We start from the raw sequence: 15615 nt of genomic DNA on the forward strand, positions 1-15615 counted from the left end.
AGTGCTTGGTTTAGGTATTGCAGTGCTTTTTGTTTTTCTCCTAAAGCGTCGTAAACTGTCCCGATATTATTGACAGTTGTAGCTTCTCCACCCCTGTCGCCCACCGCACGACGCAGTGGAAGTGCTTGGTTTAGGTATTGCAGTGCTTTTTGTTTTTCTCCTAAAGCGTCGTAAACTGTCCCGATATTATTGACAGTTGTAGCTTCTCCACCCCTGTCGCCCACCGCACGACGCAGTGGAAGTGCTTGGTTTAGGTATTGCAGTGCTTTTTGTTTTTCTCCTAAAGCGTCGTAAATATGCCCAATATTATTGAGTGTTACAGCTTCTCCACTTCTGTAGCCCACCGCACGAACCAGTAGAAGTGCTTGGTTGTAGTATTGCAGTGCTTTTTGTTTTTCTCCTAAAGCGTCGTAAACTGTCCCGATATTATTGAGAGTTGTAGCTTCTCCACCCCTGTCGCCCACCGCACGACGCAGTGGAAGTGCTTGGTTTAGGTATTGCAGTGCTTTTTGTTTTTCTCCTAAAGCGTCGTAAATATGCCCAATATTATTGAGTGTTACAGCTTCTCCACCCCTGTCGCCGACTGCACGATACAAAGGTAGTGCTTGGTTGTAGTATTGCAGTGCTTTTTGTTTTTCTCCTAAAGCGTCGTAAACTACCCCAATATTATTGAGTGTTACAGCTTCTCCACGCCTGTCGCCGACTGCACGAAACAACGGAAATGCTTGGTTGTAGTATTGGAGTGCTTTCTGTTTTTCTCCTAAAGTGTCGTAAACGTGCCCGATACTATTGAGTGTAAGAGCTTCTCCACGCCTGTCGCCGACTGCACGAAACAACGGAAATGCTTGGTTGTAGAATTGCAGTGCTTTTTGTTTTTCTCCTAAAGCGTCGTAAACTGCGCCGATATTATTGAGTGTTGTAGCTTCTCCACGCCTGTCGCCCACCGCACGACGCAGTGGAAGTGCTTGGTTGTAGAATTCAAGTGCTTTTTGTTTTTCTCCTAAAGTGTCGTAAACTAGCCCGATACCATTGAGTGTTGTAGCTTCTCCACGCCTGTCGCCGACTGCACGAAACAACGGAAGTGCTTGGTTTAAGTATTCAAGTGCTTTTTGTTTTTCTCCTAAAGTGTCATAAACTAGCCCGATATTATTGAGTGTTGCAGCTTCTCCACGCCTGTCGCCGACTGCACGATACAAAGGTAGTGCTTGGTTTAAGTATTCAAGTGCTTTTTGTTTTTCTCCTAAAGTGTCGTAAACTAGCCCGATACCATTGAGTGTTGTAGCTTCTCCACGCCTGTCGCCGACTGCACGAAACAACGGAAGTGCTTGGTTGTAGTATTGCAGTGCTTTTTGTTTTTCTCCTAAAGCGTCGTAAACTACCCCGATATTATTGAGTGTAAGAGCTTGCTTTGCTTTATCCCCCACTTTCTGCCACAGTTGCAAAGCTACTTCATATTTTTTTCTCGCCTGTCTTAGTGATTCTGCGCTACCTTCTTTGAAAAATGTAACTCCTTCATTAAAAGCTTTTTGTGCCGCTGCACGAGTTGCTTGTTGAGAATTAGTTTCTGGTAGCTGTGCTATCTGCAACTCTCTACCTTTCAGCGTTGCCCCCACTGAGTCGGACAGCAAAACCACACCCATCAACACAGCTAAACTGTAACGATAAAACTTAGAAAACGAGCAGCAAAAAATACACTGAAGCTTTGCACTTGTGTTCATCCTTAAGCCTCAATAATTTATCAATGACAGCGATATTCGTGCGATCGCGAATCCTGATATCAGTTGTTTATTGAATTGTTTGAGAAATTCTCCGGAGAATGTAATGTTGATTGTACGACGCTCTTCTACGCAAGCCAATATCGTTTCCGTTTTAGAAACAAAATTTCCTTAAATCTTCAGAATGACTTTTTCTGGCGTTGTTTATTGAACACATTCTGGATTTCTAGAAAGGTCGGTAAAACAGCCTAAAATCAAGCTAATTATAGGTTGAATAGAGCGATCGCAGAACAAGGACGTGCTAGCAAGGGAAGAACAACCATGACACAAAAACCCGTATTTGATAAGACTGGTACCATAAATTTGAGATGGGCGGCGGCTTAATGCTGCCAAGTGGAGGCACAGGTGTCAGCGAAGGATAAATTTCAGACAGGTGGTTAAATCTGCGCTTGTCCAAGATGGGTGGACTATTACTCATGATCCATTTCCGATTGATTATGGGGATGTACAAATGCAGATTGATTTGGGAGCTGAACGTCTGGTTGCCGCAAAACGAAGTGATGAAAAAATTGCCGTGGAAGTAAAAAGCTTTATTGCTCCCTCTACTATTTCTGAGTTTCACACTGCCTTGGGAAAGTTCCTCAACTATCGTTCTGCTTTGCGTGCCAAGGAGCAAATTTATATGGCGTATAAAGTCAGCTTTGTTATTGAAAAAGATGAATATGGATATTATGCTTATTGTCCTGAACTTCCACGTTGTCAATCTCAGGGGGATTCTTTAGAAGAAGTACAGGCAAACATCAAAGAAGCAGTTGAACTTTATATAGAAACTTTATCAGAATCAGAGAAACAGGAACTTTAGAACAAGGAAATATGAATAAATGGCATACAGCGATTTCAATTTAGAAAAAGTAAAACCAATTTTTCAAATAAATACTATTGAATAAACTAATAATTTTGCGAATGTTGCTGATTTGGAGTGCAGTCAATTATTAAAAGAAGTTCTTCAATATAATTTACCTATAGCTGTTGCAAGCAATAGTGAGAAAGCTCGTTCAGAAATGATTATTTCTCCAATTTTGTTAGACTTGAGACGACAGTTAAATGACCAAATAAATTTGTTTTCTGGGGTGGAATTTAATGTTGAACCTGCACAAGGATTAAATGGAATTTGTGATTTTATTATTACCCATTCTCCAGAAAGATTAATTGTGACAGCACCAGTCAGCCCCTTCGGGGAAGTCACGCATTCACGCATTCACGCATTCAAAAGTAAGAACCCCATAAATAAATTTAGGGGCTTGAGTCAGCGGACGCCGTAGACGCTTGCGCCTACTCGATGAAATACGTTTTTTCTTTTTCCATACCATAAGTTGGGGGCTTGTACCTTTTTCTTTCTGGTCATTATTATTGTGGAGGCAAAGAAAGAAAATATTCCCGCTGGTTTCGGACAATGTGTGGCGGAAATGTTAGCAGCAAGAATATTGAACGAACGAGCAGGTGATGCAAATCTTGTAATTTATGCCACTGTCACGACTGGAAGCATTTGGCAATTTCTGAAGTTGGAATGGCAAGTTATCTCTATTGACTTAAGTGAATATTACCTGAAAGATGTCAATAAAATTTTAGGAATCTTAGCTAGTGGTATACGCTAAAAAAATTCATCGGTTACAGTTCCCCCAGATTGTGGCATAATAAGCCGAGCGCATTCACTACTAAGCTATACATCGTGCTATACAACGATAATGAACTGGCTGATCTCTTGCAACAGCCAGCAGATTTAACATTTGAACTGCCCGATCCAGAAGATGAGGGAATTCCAGAGACGGAATTTCAACAGCAGCTGGATATAGCTTGGCAGGTGTGCGATCGCTTTGACTTACAAACCGAAATCTGGCGGGGACGAATATTACGCGCCATCCGCGACAGAGAGAAAAAGGGCGGCGATGGACGGGGTACAGGCTTTCTCAATTGGCTCAAAGAACGGGAAATCAGCAAAAGCCAGGCTTATAGTTGGATTCAGCTGGCAAACAGTGCTGATACGCTCTTAGAAGAAGGAAGACTAGAACCATCAGCTATCAATAACTTCAGCAAACGGGCGTTTGTCGAAACAGCAAAAGCAGCGCCAGAAGTCCAGCAGATGGTGGGTGAAGCAGCACAAAAAGGCGATCGCATCACTAGGCGAGAAGTGCGTCAAATCAACGACGAATGGACAGCGATGTCTTCCGATTTGCTACCCGAACCAGTCAAGCAAAAAGCAGCAGATAATTCCCTTCCTCCGCGTTACCTCGCACCACTGGTGAAGGAGATGGAAAAATTACCAGAGTCTCACCAAAACGCGATCCAAAAGGAAATAGCCCAAAATCCTGATGTGGATACCCTCAAACAAGTCACCACAGAAGCACGTAACTTAGCAAAATATCTCAAAGCCGCAGCTCAAGTCCAAGCGCTGACTGTCCAAGACGTTGACATCGAAACAGCACTCATAGAAGCTCAAAGAGTCGGCTGTTTGAGCATAGCCGCTGACTTGGTGAATCAAGCATCCCAGCTAGAACAGATGATAGCCAAATTGTACATGGCTTGGAAGAAAATTGGTAATTTATCAGACCGTCTCTATGTAGATACGGGTGCAAGTACCCCACGTTTGCGAGAACTCCTAGAATGCTTGGAACCACTTGGTGGTGAAGTTATGGAATTACAACTGATTGGTGGGACTGAACATACGATTCGCCTGCAAATTCAGGAAACAAATTAGGCTATGTCAAAACAGTGAACAGTGAACAGTGACCAGTTACCAGTCAATCCCCATCAATGAATTGAGGGGCTTGAAATAAGGATGCACTTTCATTATTTCTCCATCAATAAATTGAGGGGCAAGGAAGCGTCACCAGTACCAGCATGGTACTTGATAACTGATAACTGGTAACTGATTCGGTCAGGAGATGACGCCTTCTACTCTTATGTCAAGTTCGTTAAATTACTGATAATAAAAGCACCCCACCCCTAACCCCTCCCCTTGCTAAGAGGAGGGGAACTTTGGCGTAGCCACTCATCGGGGAGGGGTTTACCGGCATTTGTGGGGTGGGCATCTTGCCCGCCCTAAATAGCCTCAATTCTTCATCCCCGTTGTCGCAATACCCTGAATAAACTGACGCTGCCCGACAAGAAATAGTAACATCACTGGTACAGTCGCGATCGTCACGGCTGCCATCATCAAAGGCCAATTGTTAGTAAATTGCTCTTGAAACTCTGCCAACGCTAACTGTACTGTCCTCAATTCCGGGCGCGTTGTAAATACCAACGGTTTAAACACATCATTCCATTCCCCGATAAAGGTAAACAGAAACAACGTCACTAAAGCGGGACGGGCTAAAGGTAACATTACCCGCCACAAAATTTGCAACCTGTTTGCCCCATCTATGGCGGCTGCTTCTTCCAACTCTACAGGAATTGTCAGGAAATATTGACGCAACAGGAAAATACCAAAACCATTGGCAGCTGTTGGTAAAATTAGCGCCCAATAGGTATTTATCAGGTGTCCCCACTTTAACACCAAAAACACGGGAATCACTAGTAACTGAAAGGGAATCACTAGTGTTGCCAACACAATGAGCAGCAGTGCTTGCCTGCCGCGAAATTTCAGCCGTGCCAAGGCGTAACCTGCGAGTGCCGAAGTGATAATTTGAAAGGCGGTCACAGCGATCGCTACTAAGGTAGAATTAGCGAAAGCAAGTAAAAATTTACCTCTGTCCCAAGCATCGCGATAATTGGTTAAAGACCAGCCATTTTTGGGTAAAACACTAGGAGTTGCGCCAGGAGGTGCAAAGGATGTCAAGAAGACGACAACCAAAGGTAACAAGACGATAACACCTCCCAGTAGTAGCACTCCTAGGCTCCAGGGAATTTTGGATTTAGATCCTTCGCTGCGTTCAGGACGCTTGGTGTTTTGGATTTTGGATTCGTCATTTATCATTTGTCCCTGCTTTCCTCACTCTCATGTGAATTAGCTTGAGCGAATGCTGCCAGCAAAAGCTAATCTAGAACATAGAGACTTGTTAAGTAAAATTAAACCACAGTTAACATTGCCCTGAATTCATAGGGGTAACTCAATTTTGGTATCCAATGATTCACATCACAGGAGTGAACGTACCATGCAGCAGCTTGCAGCTCAATCTGAAATTGACTTTCACAGCGAAACATACAAAGACGCTTACAGCCGCATTAATGCGATTGTGATCGAAGGAGAACAAGAGGCTCACGAGAATTACATCAAACTTGCTGAACTGCTGCCGGATTCTCAGGATGAACTCATTCGCCTATCAAAGATGGAAAGTCGCCACAAGAAAGGATTTGAAGCTTGTGGGCGCAATCTTCAAGTCACACCGGATCTGAAATTTGCTAAGGAGTTTTTTAGCTCACTGCATCAAAATTTCCAAACAGCATCTGCTGAAGGTAAGGTTGTGACTTGCTTGCTGATTCAGTCTTTAATTATTGAATGTTTTGCGATCGCCGCATACAACATTTACATCCCGGTTGCCGACGATTTTGCTCGTAAAATTACTGAAGGCGTAGTTAAAGACGAATACAGCCACCTCAACTTTGGAGAAGTGTGGTTGAAAGAACACTTTGAAGAATCAAAAGCTGAGTTAGAAGAAGCAAATCGCCAAAATCTTCCCATAGTTTGGAAAATGCTTAACTCTGTCGCCGAAGATGCTCACACTTTGGCAATGGAAAAGGAAGCTTTGGTGGAAGACTTCATGATTCAGTACGGAGAAGCCCTCAGCAACATTGGTTTCTCTACCCGCGATATTATGCGCCTGTCAGCCTACGGACTTGCAGCAGCATAGATAAGAGAGACAACAAGACGCGCGGAGAGAGAAAATGTCCCCGCGTCACCCCCTCTTCAAGGAGTCGCCCCTCATTTTTCGTGACTTTTTGTGTAGTATTTTTAAGGGTTAGTTGTCTCTGACCCATTCATTCCACCCCTTTAAGAAAGGACAAGGCTAACACAACAGTTCATGTTTGGTCTAATCGGACACCTTACTAGTTTAGAACACGCGCAGGCAGTAGCCAGAGATTTGGGCTATCCAGAATATGCCGATCAAGGGCTAGATTTTTGGTGCAGCGCCCCGCCTCTAATGGTCGATAACATTACCGTCACCAGTGTTACCGGGCAAAAAATTGAAGGGCGGTATGTAGAGTCATGCTTTTTGCCAGAAATGCTGGCAACTCGTCGCATAAAAGCTGCAACACGTAAAGTCCTCAACGCTATGGCTCATGCTCAAAAGCTCGGGATAAACATTACAGCTTTAGGCGGATTTTCTTCGATCATTTTTGAAAACTTTAATTTAGAGGAGTTGAAACAAGTCCGCAATATAAAACTAGAGTTTGAACGCTTTACTACAGGAAACACTCATACGGCATACATCATTTGTCAACAGGTAGAAAAAGCCTCGAAACAAGTAGGCATTGAACTATCAAAAGCAACTGTTGCTGTCTGTGGGGCGACTGGAGATATTGGGAGCGCTGTCTGCCGTTGGTTAGATGCCAAAACAGATATCAAGGAAGTCTTGCTCATAGCCCGTAACCAAGAACGCCTGCAACAGCTGCAAGACGAACTAGGACGTGGAAAAATCATGTCTTTGGAAGAAGCACTTCCTCAAGCTGATATTGTGGTTTGGGTTGCCAGTATGCCTAAAGGTATGGAAATCGAACCCACAGTTTTAAAGCAACCTTGTTTGCTGATAGATGGTGGCTATCCAAAAAACCTCGCAACCAAAATTCAGCATCCTGGTGTGCATGTCCTCAATGGTGGCATTGTCGAACATTCGCTCGATATTGATTGGAAAATTATGAGCATCGTCAATATGAATGTTCCAGCACGCCAGTTATTTGCTTGTTTTGCAGAATCAATGCTACTGGAATTTGAGAAGTTATACACTAACTTCTCTTGGGGGCGGAATCGGATTACTGTAGAAAAAATGGAGCAGATTGGTCACGTATCGAAAAAGCACGGATTTAGACCACTGCTGGTATAAAAATTAAGAATTAAAAATTAAAAATTAAAAATTTTTAATTTTTAATTCTTTGAACGCTCTTCACTGTTCACTTTTCAATCAAAAAATGGCTACTACTGAGCGTAAACCGCTACTGTTGGATTTTGAAAAGCCCCTAGCCGAACTTGCTACTCGAATTGAGCAAATTCGGCAACTAGCAGAAGAAAATGGCGTCGATGTAACTGGTCAAATTCGTCAGCTAGAAGCACGCGCTATGCAACTGCGTGAGGAAATTTTCAGTAGTTTATCGCCGTCTCAGCGATTGCAAGTCGCTCGTCATCCGCGCCGCCCTAGTACCCTTGATTATATTCAAGCTATCAGTGATGAATGGATGGAGTTGCATGGCGATCGCTGCAATTCTGACGACCCTGCTATCGTAAGTGGTGTGGGTCGCTTGGATGGCAAACCCGTGGTATTCTTGGGTCATCAAAAAGGTCGTGATACTAAAGATAATATCGTCCGTAACTTCGGTATGGCTTCTCCTGGTGGCTATCGCAAAGCCCTACGGTTGATGGAACATGCTAACAGGTTTGGGATGCCGATTATAACTTTTATCGATACGTCAGGCGCTTTGCCTACGGTGATCGCTGAACAACAAGGTGCTGGGGAAGCAATTGCCTACAATTTGCGGGAGATGTTTTCCTTTGATGTCCCGATCATCAGCACAGTGATTGGTGAAGGTGGTTCTGGCGGTGCTTTAGGTATTGGTGTGGGCGATCGCCTACTCATGTTTGAACACGCAGTTTATTCAGTTGCCCCACCTGAAGCTTGTGCCGCCATATTATGGAGAGATGCCAGCAAAGCTCCCCAAGCGACAGTTGCCTTGAAAATCACAGCACCGGATCTGAAAAACTTAGGAATTATCGACCAGATATTGCCTGAACCGATTGGCGGCGCTCATTCTGACCCCCTGAAAGCTGCTACCACTCTTAAGCAAGCTCTGTTGGACAATTTAGAGGAACTCAACCGCTTTACTCCGCAAGAACGACGCCAAATGCGTTACGAAAAATTCCGCAAAATTGGTGTTTTCACCGAAGTTTCCCACTCATAAAACGTGAGATGCTTGATTAGTATAGTAGCAGTGCTATAATTGCCTATGGAAGTTAAAGATTTTTAACAATCTTTTAAGCCATAGGCATTTGTGTTTTTAGTCATTAGTCATTAGTCATTAGTCATTAGTCAAAAGTACTTTGACAATGAACTGTATACTGTGTATTTATGACTACTCAATTGAAAATCAGGGTGGTACAAGATTTTTCAGGTAAAGATATATAGTCTTCCTTTGGAGGATATGGTATTAGCAATATATCTTCTTGACAAAGCAGCATAGCAGTTGTCAAAGAGAATTAATTGGATTTTTAGGTTTGTTTAATCTATTTAGACCACGAGAGTGCAATCATTGGGTGGCGACGCGGTTATCAAACCGTTCAAAAATTGGGAGACAGCATGAGTGTTGAGCACAAACGACGTGCCCTAATTACTGGGGCAAGTAGTGGCATTGGGAAAGCAACAGCTTTAGCATTTGCGAAGGCAGGAATAGATGTTGCCCTAGTGAGCCGTTCAGTTGATAAGCTGACACCAGTGTGTGAAGCTGTATCACACGCAGGCGTGGAAGCGAAAGCTTACGAAGTGGACTTAGCTTGTGTCGCTCAAGTGCAAGAGAAGATGCAGGCAATAGCCCTTGATGGGGACATAGATATTTTGGTCAACAATGCTGGCATGGGTTATACCGGCACTTTGACTGAAACCCCCTTGTGCGACTGGCAGCAAGTGATAGACTTAAATCTCACGAGTGTATTCCAGTGTATTATGGGAATTTTGCCCAGAATGCGGACTCGCGGCACAGGTACAATTATCAACATTAGTTCAATATCCGCAAAGCAAGCATTTCCCAATTGGGGGGCTTACAGCGTCAGCAAAGCTGGTTTGATTGCCCTTTCTCAAACTCTTGCACAGGAAGAACGTGCCCACGGTATTCGTGTGACTGCTATCTGTCCCGGTGCGGTTAATACAGAACTTTGGGATACACAAACCGTCAATGCCAACTTTGACCGCTCAAAAATGCTTACTCCAGAAATTGTTGCTCAGTCAATTCTCCACGCTGCCTTGCTACCACAACAGGCAGTTATTGATGAATTGATAATTATGCCTAGCGCTGGCGCTTTATAAGTGCTGAGGAGCCACTACGGGGGTTTCCCCTGGGTTCCGCAAGTGGCGTTTTTAAGTGATGAGTACTGAGTCATTTCCACTCAGCACTTAGCATTTATGATTCAGCACAAGAGAAATGATCTCAACTACAGAAACTCTAACCAACACTGACATCATGACTATTGCTAGTTCCAACGGTACCAACAGCTCTCAATCTCCTCTGATTCCCGACTTAACAGAAGCCATCACCCCAAGACCAGACCGCAACACTCATAACGGGCGGCAAGCTGATTTGCACCCGCAAACAGAGGAGCAGTTCGAGCAAATGACGGACGCCGTGCGGACTCTACTAGTGGGTGTTGGAGAAGACCCCGAACGCGAGGGACTACTGAAAACACCCAAACGGGTAGCAGAGGCAATGCGGTTTCTCACCAGTGGCTACAACCAATCGTTAGAAGAAATCGTTAACGGTGCCATCTTTGACGAAGGTCATAACGAGATGGTGCTCGTGCGGGATATCAATTTCTTTAGCATGTGCGAACACCATATGTTGCCATTCATGGGCAAAGCTCATGTTGCCTACATCCCCAACCAAAAAGTTGTGGGACTGAGCAAGCTTGCCCGGATTGTCGAGATGTATTCCCGCCGTTTGCAAGTGCAAGAAAGGCTCACCCGCCAAATTGCTGAAGCCGTTCAGACAGTTCTGGAACCGCAGGGAGTTGCCGTTGTGATGGAAGCTACCCATATGTGCATGGTAATGCGGGGTGTGCAAAAACCCGGTTCTTGGACTGTCACGAGCGCAATGCTGGGTGTCTTCCAAGAAGAACAGAAAACCCGTGAAGAATTCTTTAATTTAATTCGCCACCAGTCATCATTCTTTTAGGTATTCGGGACTGAAGATTGGGGATTGGGCTATTTCCCTCATTCCCAACCCCCAACCCCTAGCGCCGAATTGCCAGCTTTTCAAACAACTTAGCTACCTTGTCTAAATCCTTATCCCCAGGGGCACGTTCTACACCACTGGATAAGTCAATGCCACTGGGGCTAACTTGTGTTAAAGCTTCGACAATATTATCTGGAGTCAGTCCACCAGCCAAAAACCAAGGACAACTAGGGCTGAATTCCTGTAACATTACCCAGTCTAAAGTTGTCCCTGTACCACCTAGTTGCTGCGGATGATAAGCATCTAGTAACAGCGTATCTGCGACTGTAGTATACATAGCTGCTTTGTCAATATCTTCAAAACTACGTATTCTCAAAGCTTTGAGAATTTCGACGTTTGGTAGCAATTGACGCAACTGCACAGCAAACTCTGGAGATTCATCTCCGTGCAGTTGGACACCAGTCAAACCAGAATTTACTACAGTTTGAGTAATTTCAAGAGCCGTCGAGTTGGCAAAAACTCCAATTTTGTCGGTTTTTTCGGGCAGTTGTTCCACGACGGCACGAATTTGGTCTACGTTAACATAACGGGGTGAAGCTGAAACACAAATAAATCCCAATGCTGTCGCGCCCAGTGAGGCGATCGCTTTCCCCTGTTGTGGTTGAGTAATTCCGCAAATCTTAATCCGCATAGATATTTTTGATAGTGGTAGTAATAGTTACAAAAAATCTCAATTGTATAAACAATTGCAAGTTTTTTCCTTTGTAATTCTATAATCTTTGTGGTTTACACAGTAAGTAATCAGTATTGCTCTCGGTAATTCCAGATTACTGACCACTTGTCAATTTTTAACTTAGGAGAGAAAAATTTGATTTCATCAATCTTACTAACAGCCGCCGCAACTGTTCCCGCAACACCTGCATGGAACACTAATGTATCAATAATTATCAGCGTCAGCTGTTTAGTAGCTCTTTTGCTCACTTTCAAGATTGAGAAGCCCAAAGTTGGTCCCAAAGTACCTCTATTGCCTATAAGCATTCCGGCATTCATCGGCGCTATGTGTTTTGGGCATCTTATCGGAGTTGGCATCGTTTTAGGGCTAACTAATATCGGTAGCCTGTAAGTTGCAAACAGAGACGTTCTATTGCAACGTCTCTATATTTAGATATCAAATTTTTTCTCCGGCTATCTAGCTATTCCTTTGGGTGGAGATTGACACCTATCTTTAGAAAGAAGATTCAGCTACTCCATTAGGCGGAGCATAAACATTGATTGTAGAGACAAAGAAGCGCGTTGCTCTTGAGGGAGCAAGTCAATTTCGTGCCTCTACATAGATAAATCAATGTATTCATGCTAGGAGAAAAATCTGTGATTTCATCATTGTTATTGGCAGTCCAAGCTACCGTTCCCAACTCTGCCGCAGAGTTTAACTGGACCGGATCGGCTATTATCATTGGCAGCAGCATTTTAGCTCTTTTGATTATTCCTCGGGTGGTTCGCTACCCCCATGTTGGTGCTAAGATGCCGCTACCTTTCCCGTCGGTGTTCAATAATCCCAGTGTCGGTTCATTCCTCGCCGCAATGAGCACCGGTCACCTTATCGGTATTGGTGCAGTTTTGGGCTTGACCAATCTCGGCATTATCTAGATTTTACTTTACACGCATACTACATTTGAATCACGACAGGCGGCAGGTCTTCTCCTTCAAGGCTCATCCTGAAGGGTAAGATCTGCCTTATTGTTTTTAATTTTTAAATTGCTGCGTTCCTATTTGAGTTTGGCTCGCTGGCAGGAATTGTCTATTCTAGAAATTAGAGCTAATCAACGAGCAATTGCTGATTTTCCAGATTTCAGCCAGGATTTGTTGATATGGCAAAACTATATATGTGTAAAAAAGAACATATGAAACCTATTTCTGGACGGTTGAAAATATTTAGTTATAGGAAAAAGTAATGCAAACAAATTGGAAAATCGGGTCTTTATTCGGAATACCCCTGTTTTTAGACCCTCTATGGTTTGTGATTTTAGGGCTGGCAACCCTTAACTTTGGGGTGGCTTACCAAGCCTGGGGAACATCTCTAGCTTGGAGTGCTGGAGTGGTGATGGCATTGCTGCTGTTTGGTTCAGTATTATTGCATGAATTGGGTCACAGCTTAGTAGCGCGATCGCAAGGCATAAAAGTCAATTCGATTACGCTGTTTCTGTTTGGTGGGATTGCTTCTATCGAAGAAGAATCCAAAACCCCAGGAAAAGCGTTTCAGGTGGCAATTGCTGGACCTGCAGTGAGTGTTATCCTGTTTTTACTCCTCAGACTGCTGGGTGATTTTTTGCCGCCTAACAGCCCTGCTAGCATGATGGTGGCAGACTTAGCGAGAATCAACTTAGTTTTGGCACTCTTCAACTTGATTCCTGGCTTACCCTTAGATGGCGGACAAGTTTTAAAAGCAGCACTATGGCAAGCAACAGGTAACCGCTTCAAAGCTGTACGGTTAGCAGCAAGGGCGGGGCAAATTTTGGGTTATGGTGCGATCGCCCTGGGTTTGGCAGTAGATTATTTTACTGGCGAACTCGTCACTGGTTTGTGGATAGCCTTGTTAGGTTGGTTTGGTATCCGTAATGCTACCAGCTATGACCGCGTCACGGTATTACAAGAAACTTTGCTCAATTTAGTTGCTGGCGATACCATGACACGTGACTTTCGCGTAGTTGATGCCAACCAGACTTTACGTTCTTTTGCCGACTCATACCTTTTGGACACCACCGCGCCTGGGGTTTATTTTGCTGAATCTGATGGACGTTACCGGGGCATAGTTTCCATCGACGATTTGCGCCTTGTAGAAAGAAGTCAATGGGAAAGCCTAACGGTGCAAAGTATTGTACATCCCTTGACAGAAATTCCCACTGTTACCGAGTCAACTACCTTGGTAGAGGTGATTAACAAACTCGAAAAAGAACAATTAGCCCGTATCACCGTGCTTTCTCCCGCTGGTGCTGTCGCTGGTGTCATTGATCGAGGGGATATTGTACGGGAATTAGCACAAAAGTTAAATTTGCGGATAACCGAAGCTGAGATTAAGCGCATAAAAGAAGAAGGCAGTTATCCACCAGGTTTGCAATTGGGAGCGATCGCGAAATCAATCACCAACTCATGAAGTTTTGGGTTATAGATTAGCTTAACGGGATGAAAAGTAGGGTGCGTTAGCTTCACGAACGCACTCTACAAAAACTCTTTTAAAATAAAATCTAGGTTAGCATTGGAATCGTATTCAACAATTGGTTGATTAAACTTGAATAAACGCATCGGTTTATTACCAATCAATTTCATTGATGAACCTTCAATGTTCAACATTGTTCCTTCTTGTAAACCAACAACATAAATATCGGGATTTAGAACTAAAAATTCTTTAATCCTTGTTTCTCTTGTTTCTCCGTTGTGATTTGGTATCACTTCATCTGTATAGTGAGGGTTTATCTGAAAAGGAACGAGATTTAATCCGTTAAAACTTCCAAGCTCAATGATTGGCATATCGTTGGTTGTTTTGATTGTAGGACAAGCAACATTTGACCCTGCGCTCCATCCAATATATGGTGTTCCGTTGTTTACCTTTTCTCTTATAGTTTCGATAATTCCGATTTTGTGTAACCAATGCATAAGATGAAAAGTGTTTCCACCCCCAACGACTATGGCTTCTGCTTTTTTAATCAATTCATGAGGATTTTCAGCTATATGAATAGCGTCAATCTCATAACCAATATCTTTAAAAAGTTTACCTACTTTTTCGGTATAATCATCACAATTTGAAGTCACACCAGCAAAAGGTATAAACAGTATTTTTTTTACATAATCTCCTAAAAATCTTTGAAGTTGCTGACGGGGATAAAATAAATACTCTTCACCCAAATTAGTTGAATTACTAAGCAATAATAATCTTTTCATGATTTGTTTATTTGATTTCGTTCCTCTTTAAGTGGAGACTACTACTATACAAATAATTCGCTGATTTGCTGGGTAGAGTCACTCAAAAAAAGCCTACCAAATTTTGGGCTGTATTGCCTGCTCCGCCCTACATCTAATTAGATGACAACTTTGTAAGAGAATATTTGAGCATGGTAGTTTTCTAGAGGTTCCAAATGACAATCAGCCGACTCACTCAACAAATACAGTTCATCATCGAAATTGACCAACTTAAGCAGGTGCTACGTCAAACCCTGCTCAACGATGGGTCACGCCGGGAAAACAGTGCAGAACACTCTTGGCATTTGGCGATGATGGTGATAGTATTAGCAGAGTATGCTCCGCAAGGGGTTGTTCTGTTAAATGCCATCAAAATGGTGCTGGTTCACGATTTGGTGGAAATTGATGCAGGTGACACCTTCTGCTACGATGTGCAGGGCAACGAGAGCAAGGCACAACGGGAAGCACAAGCAGCGTTACGGCTATTCGGACTTTTGCCAGCAGATCAAGCAAGCGAGTTGCGTTCGCTTTGGGAAGAGTTTGAAGCACAGGAAACACCAACCGCCAAGTTTGCAGCAGCCTTAGACCGGATACAACCTTTGCTGCACAACCAGCAAAACCGTGGTGGTACTTGGCTCATTCATAACATTACGCGCGATCAGGTCATGAAACGGATGGCTCCTGTGGAAACAGGTGCGCCGGAACTTTGGTTGTTTGTCCAGCAAGTGGTTGAGGATTGTGTGGCGGCGGGTTATCTTAAAGATACTCCTGCGAATGCTCCTGCAAAATGATATACCCAAAAAAGACAAAGGGGCAGCATTATAGCAGTTTTCAATTCATTAGAATACAGGTTGGCTGT

17 protein-coding genes are annotated in these 15615 nt (G+C 43.5%); 13 read left to right on the forward strand and 4 right to left on the reverse strand.

Going from position 1 to position 15615, the window contains the following annotated elements:
* A partial coding sequence (locus AACT52_RS10455; protein ID WP_198940894.1) for a tetratricopeptide repeat protein occupies positions 1-1718 on the reverse strand: 1718 nt, incomplete at its 3' end.
* A gap of 430 nt (positions 1719-2148) precedes the next feature.
* Between AACT52_RS10455 and AACT52_RS10460 the strand changes: the two genes are divergently transcribed.
* The 4 genes from AACT52_RS10460 to AACT52_RS10475 all read left to right on the forward strand — a co-directional run bounded on the left by AACT52_RS10460 (position 2149) and on the right by AACT52_RS10475 (position 4470).
* Positions 2149-2577, forward strand: a complete 429-nt coding sequence (locus tag AACT52_RS10460) for an element excision factor XisH family protein (RefSeq protein ID WP_233153906.1) — start codon at positions 2149-2151, stop codon at positions 2575-2577.
* A 199-nt stretch (positions 2578-2776) separates the two neighbouring features.
* Positions 2777-3037, forward strand: a complete 261-nt coding sequence (locus tag AACT52_RS10465; RefSeq protein WP_143172767.1) for a hypothetical protein — start codon at positions 2777-2779, stop codon at positions 3035-3037.
* Positions 3038-3127: 90 nt separating this feature from the next.
* A complete protein-coding gene (locus AACT52_RS10470; RefSeq protein WP_337251576.1) occupies positions 3128-3370 on the forward strand; it encodes a hypothetical protein in 243 nt (80 codons plus the stop codon).
* Positions 3371-3444: 74 nt separating this feature from the next.
* Positions 3445-4470, forward strand: a complete 1026-nt coding sequence (locus tag AACT52_RS10475; protein ID WP_073630643.1) for a hypothetical protein — start codon at positions 3445-3447, stop codon at positions 4468-4470.
* Positions 4471-4824: 354 nt separating this feature from the next.
* On the opposite strand, the gene AACT52_RS10480 is transcribed toward AACT52_RS10475, so the two are convergent.
* Entirely contained in the window at positions 4825-5688 is an 864-nt protein-coding gene (locus AACT52_RS10480) for a carbohydrate ABC transporter permease (RefSeq protein ID WP_073630645.1), read from the reverse strand.
* A 178-nt stretch (positions 5689-5866) separates the two neighbouring features.
* On the opposite strand from AACT52_RS10480, the gene AACT52_RS10485 reads away from it, so the two are divergent.
* The 5 genes from AACT52_RS10485 (at position 5867) to folE (ending at position 10802) form a co-directional block, all read left to right on the forward strand.
* On the forward strand, positions 5867-6562 hold the full coding sequence (locus tag AACT52_RS10485; protein ID WP_073630647.1) for an aldehyde oxygenase (deformylating): 696 nt from the start codon (positions 5867-5869) through the stop codon (positions 6560-6562).
* A gap of 171 nt (positions 6563-6733) precedes the next feature.
* Positions 6734-7753, forward strand: a complete 1020-nt coding sequence (locus AACT52_RS10490; RefSeq protein WP_073630649.1) for a long-chain acyl-[acyl-carrier-protein] reductase — start codon at positions 6734-6736, stop codon at positions 7751-7753.
* Between the two features lie 85 nt (positions 7754-7838).
* On the forward strand, positions 7839-8822 hold the full coding sequence (locus AACT52_RS10495) for an acetyl-CoA carboxylase carboxyltransferase subunit alpha (protein ID WP_073630651.1): 984 nt from the start codon (positions 7839-7841) through the stop codon (positions 8820-8822).
* Between the two features lie 395 nt (positions 8823-9217).
* Complete coding sequence (locus AACT52_RS10500) at positions 9218-9940, forward strand: SDR family oxidoreductase (protein ID WP_073630652.1); 723 nt, start codon at positions 9218-9220, stop codon at positions 9938-9940.
* Positions 9941-10094: 154 nt separating this feature from the next.
* Positions 10095-10802, forward strand: a complete 708-nt coding sequence (gene folE / locus AACT52_RS10505; RefSeq protein WP_073630835.1) for a GTP cyclohydrolase I FolE — start codon at positions 10095-10097, stop codon at positions 10800-10802.
* A gap of 58 nt (positions 10803-10860) precedes the next feature.
* Here folE and AACT52_RS10510 read toward each other — a convergent pair whose 3' ends face one another.
* Complete coding sequence (locus AACT52_RS10510) at positions 10861-11493, reverse strand: phosphoribosylanthranilate isomerase (RefSeq protein WP_073630654.1); 633 nt, start codon at positions 11491-11493, stop codon at positions 10861-10863.
* A gap of 177 nt (positions 11494-11670) precedes the next feature.
* On the opposite strand from AACT52_RS10510, the gene psaK (AACT52_RS10515) reads away from it, so the two are divergent.
* The 3 genes from psaK (AACT52_RS10515) (at position 11671) to AACT52_RS10525 (ending at position 13953) form a co-directional block, all read left to right on the forward strand.
* Positions 11671-11925: a photosystem I reaction center subunit PsaK gene (gene psaK / locus AACT52_RS10515; protein WP_443216628.1), complete on the forward strand. Its 255-nt coding sequence runs from the start codon at positions 11671-11673 to the stop codon at positions 11923-11925.
* Between the two features lie 227 nt (positions 11926-12152).
* Positions 12153-12449, forward strand: coding sequence for a photosystem I reaction center subunit PsaK (psaK, locus tag AACT52_RS10520; protein ID WP_198940896.1), 297 nt, complete (start codon positions 12153-12155; stop codon positions 12447-12449).
* A gap of 304 nt (positions 12450-12753) precedes the next feature.
* Complete coding sequence (locus AACT52_RS10525; RefSeq protein WP_073630656.1) at positions 12754-13953, forward strand: site-2 protease family protein; 1200 nt, start codon at positions 12754-12756, stop codon at positions 13951-13953.
* A 65-nt stretch (positions 13954-14018) separates the two neighbouring features.
* Here AACT52_RS10525 and pepE read toward each other — a convergent pair whose 3' ends face one another.
* Positions 14019-14738: a dipeptidase PepE gene (gene pepE / locus AACT52_RS10530; RefSeq protein WP_233153907.1), complete on the reverse strand. Its 720-nt coding sequence runs from the start codon at positions 14736-14738 to the stop codon at positions 14019-14021.
* A gap of 194 nt (positions 14739-14932) precedes the next feature.
* Here pepE and AACT52_RS10535 point away from each other — a divergent pair, with 194 nt between their 5' ends.
* Positions 14933-15547 carry an HD domain-containing protein gene (locus AACT52_RS10535; protein WP_073630659.1) on the forward strand — a complete coding sequence of 205 codons (615 nt, stop codon included), beginning with the start codon at positions 14933-14935 and terminating at the stop codon, positions 15545-15547.
* Positions 15548-15615 lie beyond the last annotated feature (68 nt).

It is taken from the genome of Scytonema sp. HK-05 (genome assembly GCF_963872035.1).
Taxonomy (GTDB): Bacteria; Cyanobacteriota; Cyanobacteriia; order Cyanobacteriales; family Nostocaceae; genus Kalymmatonema.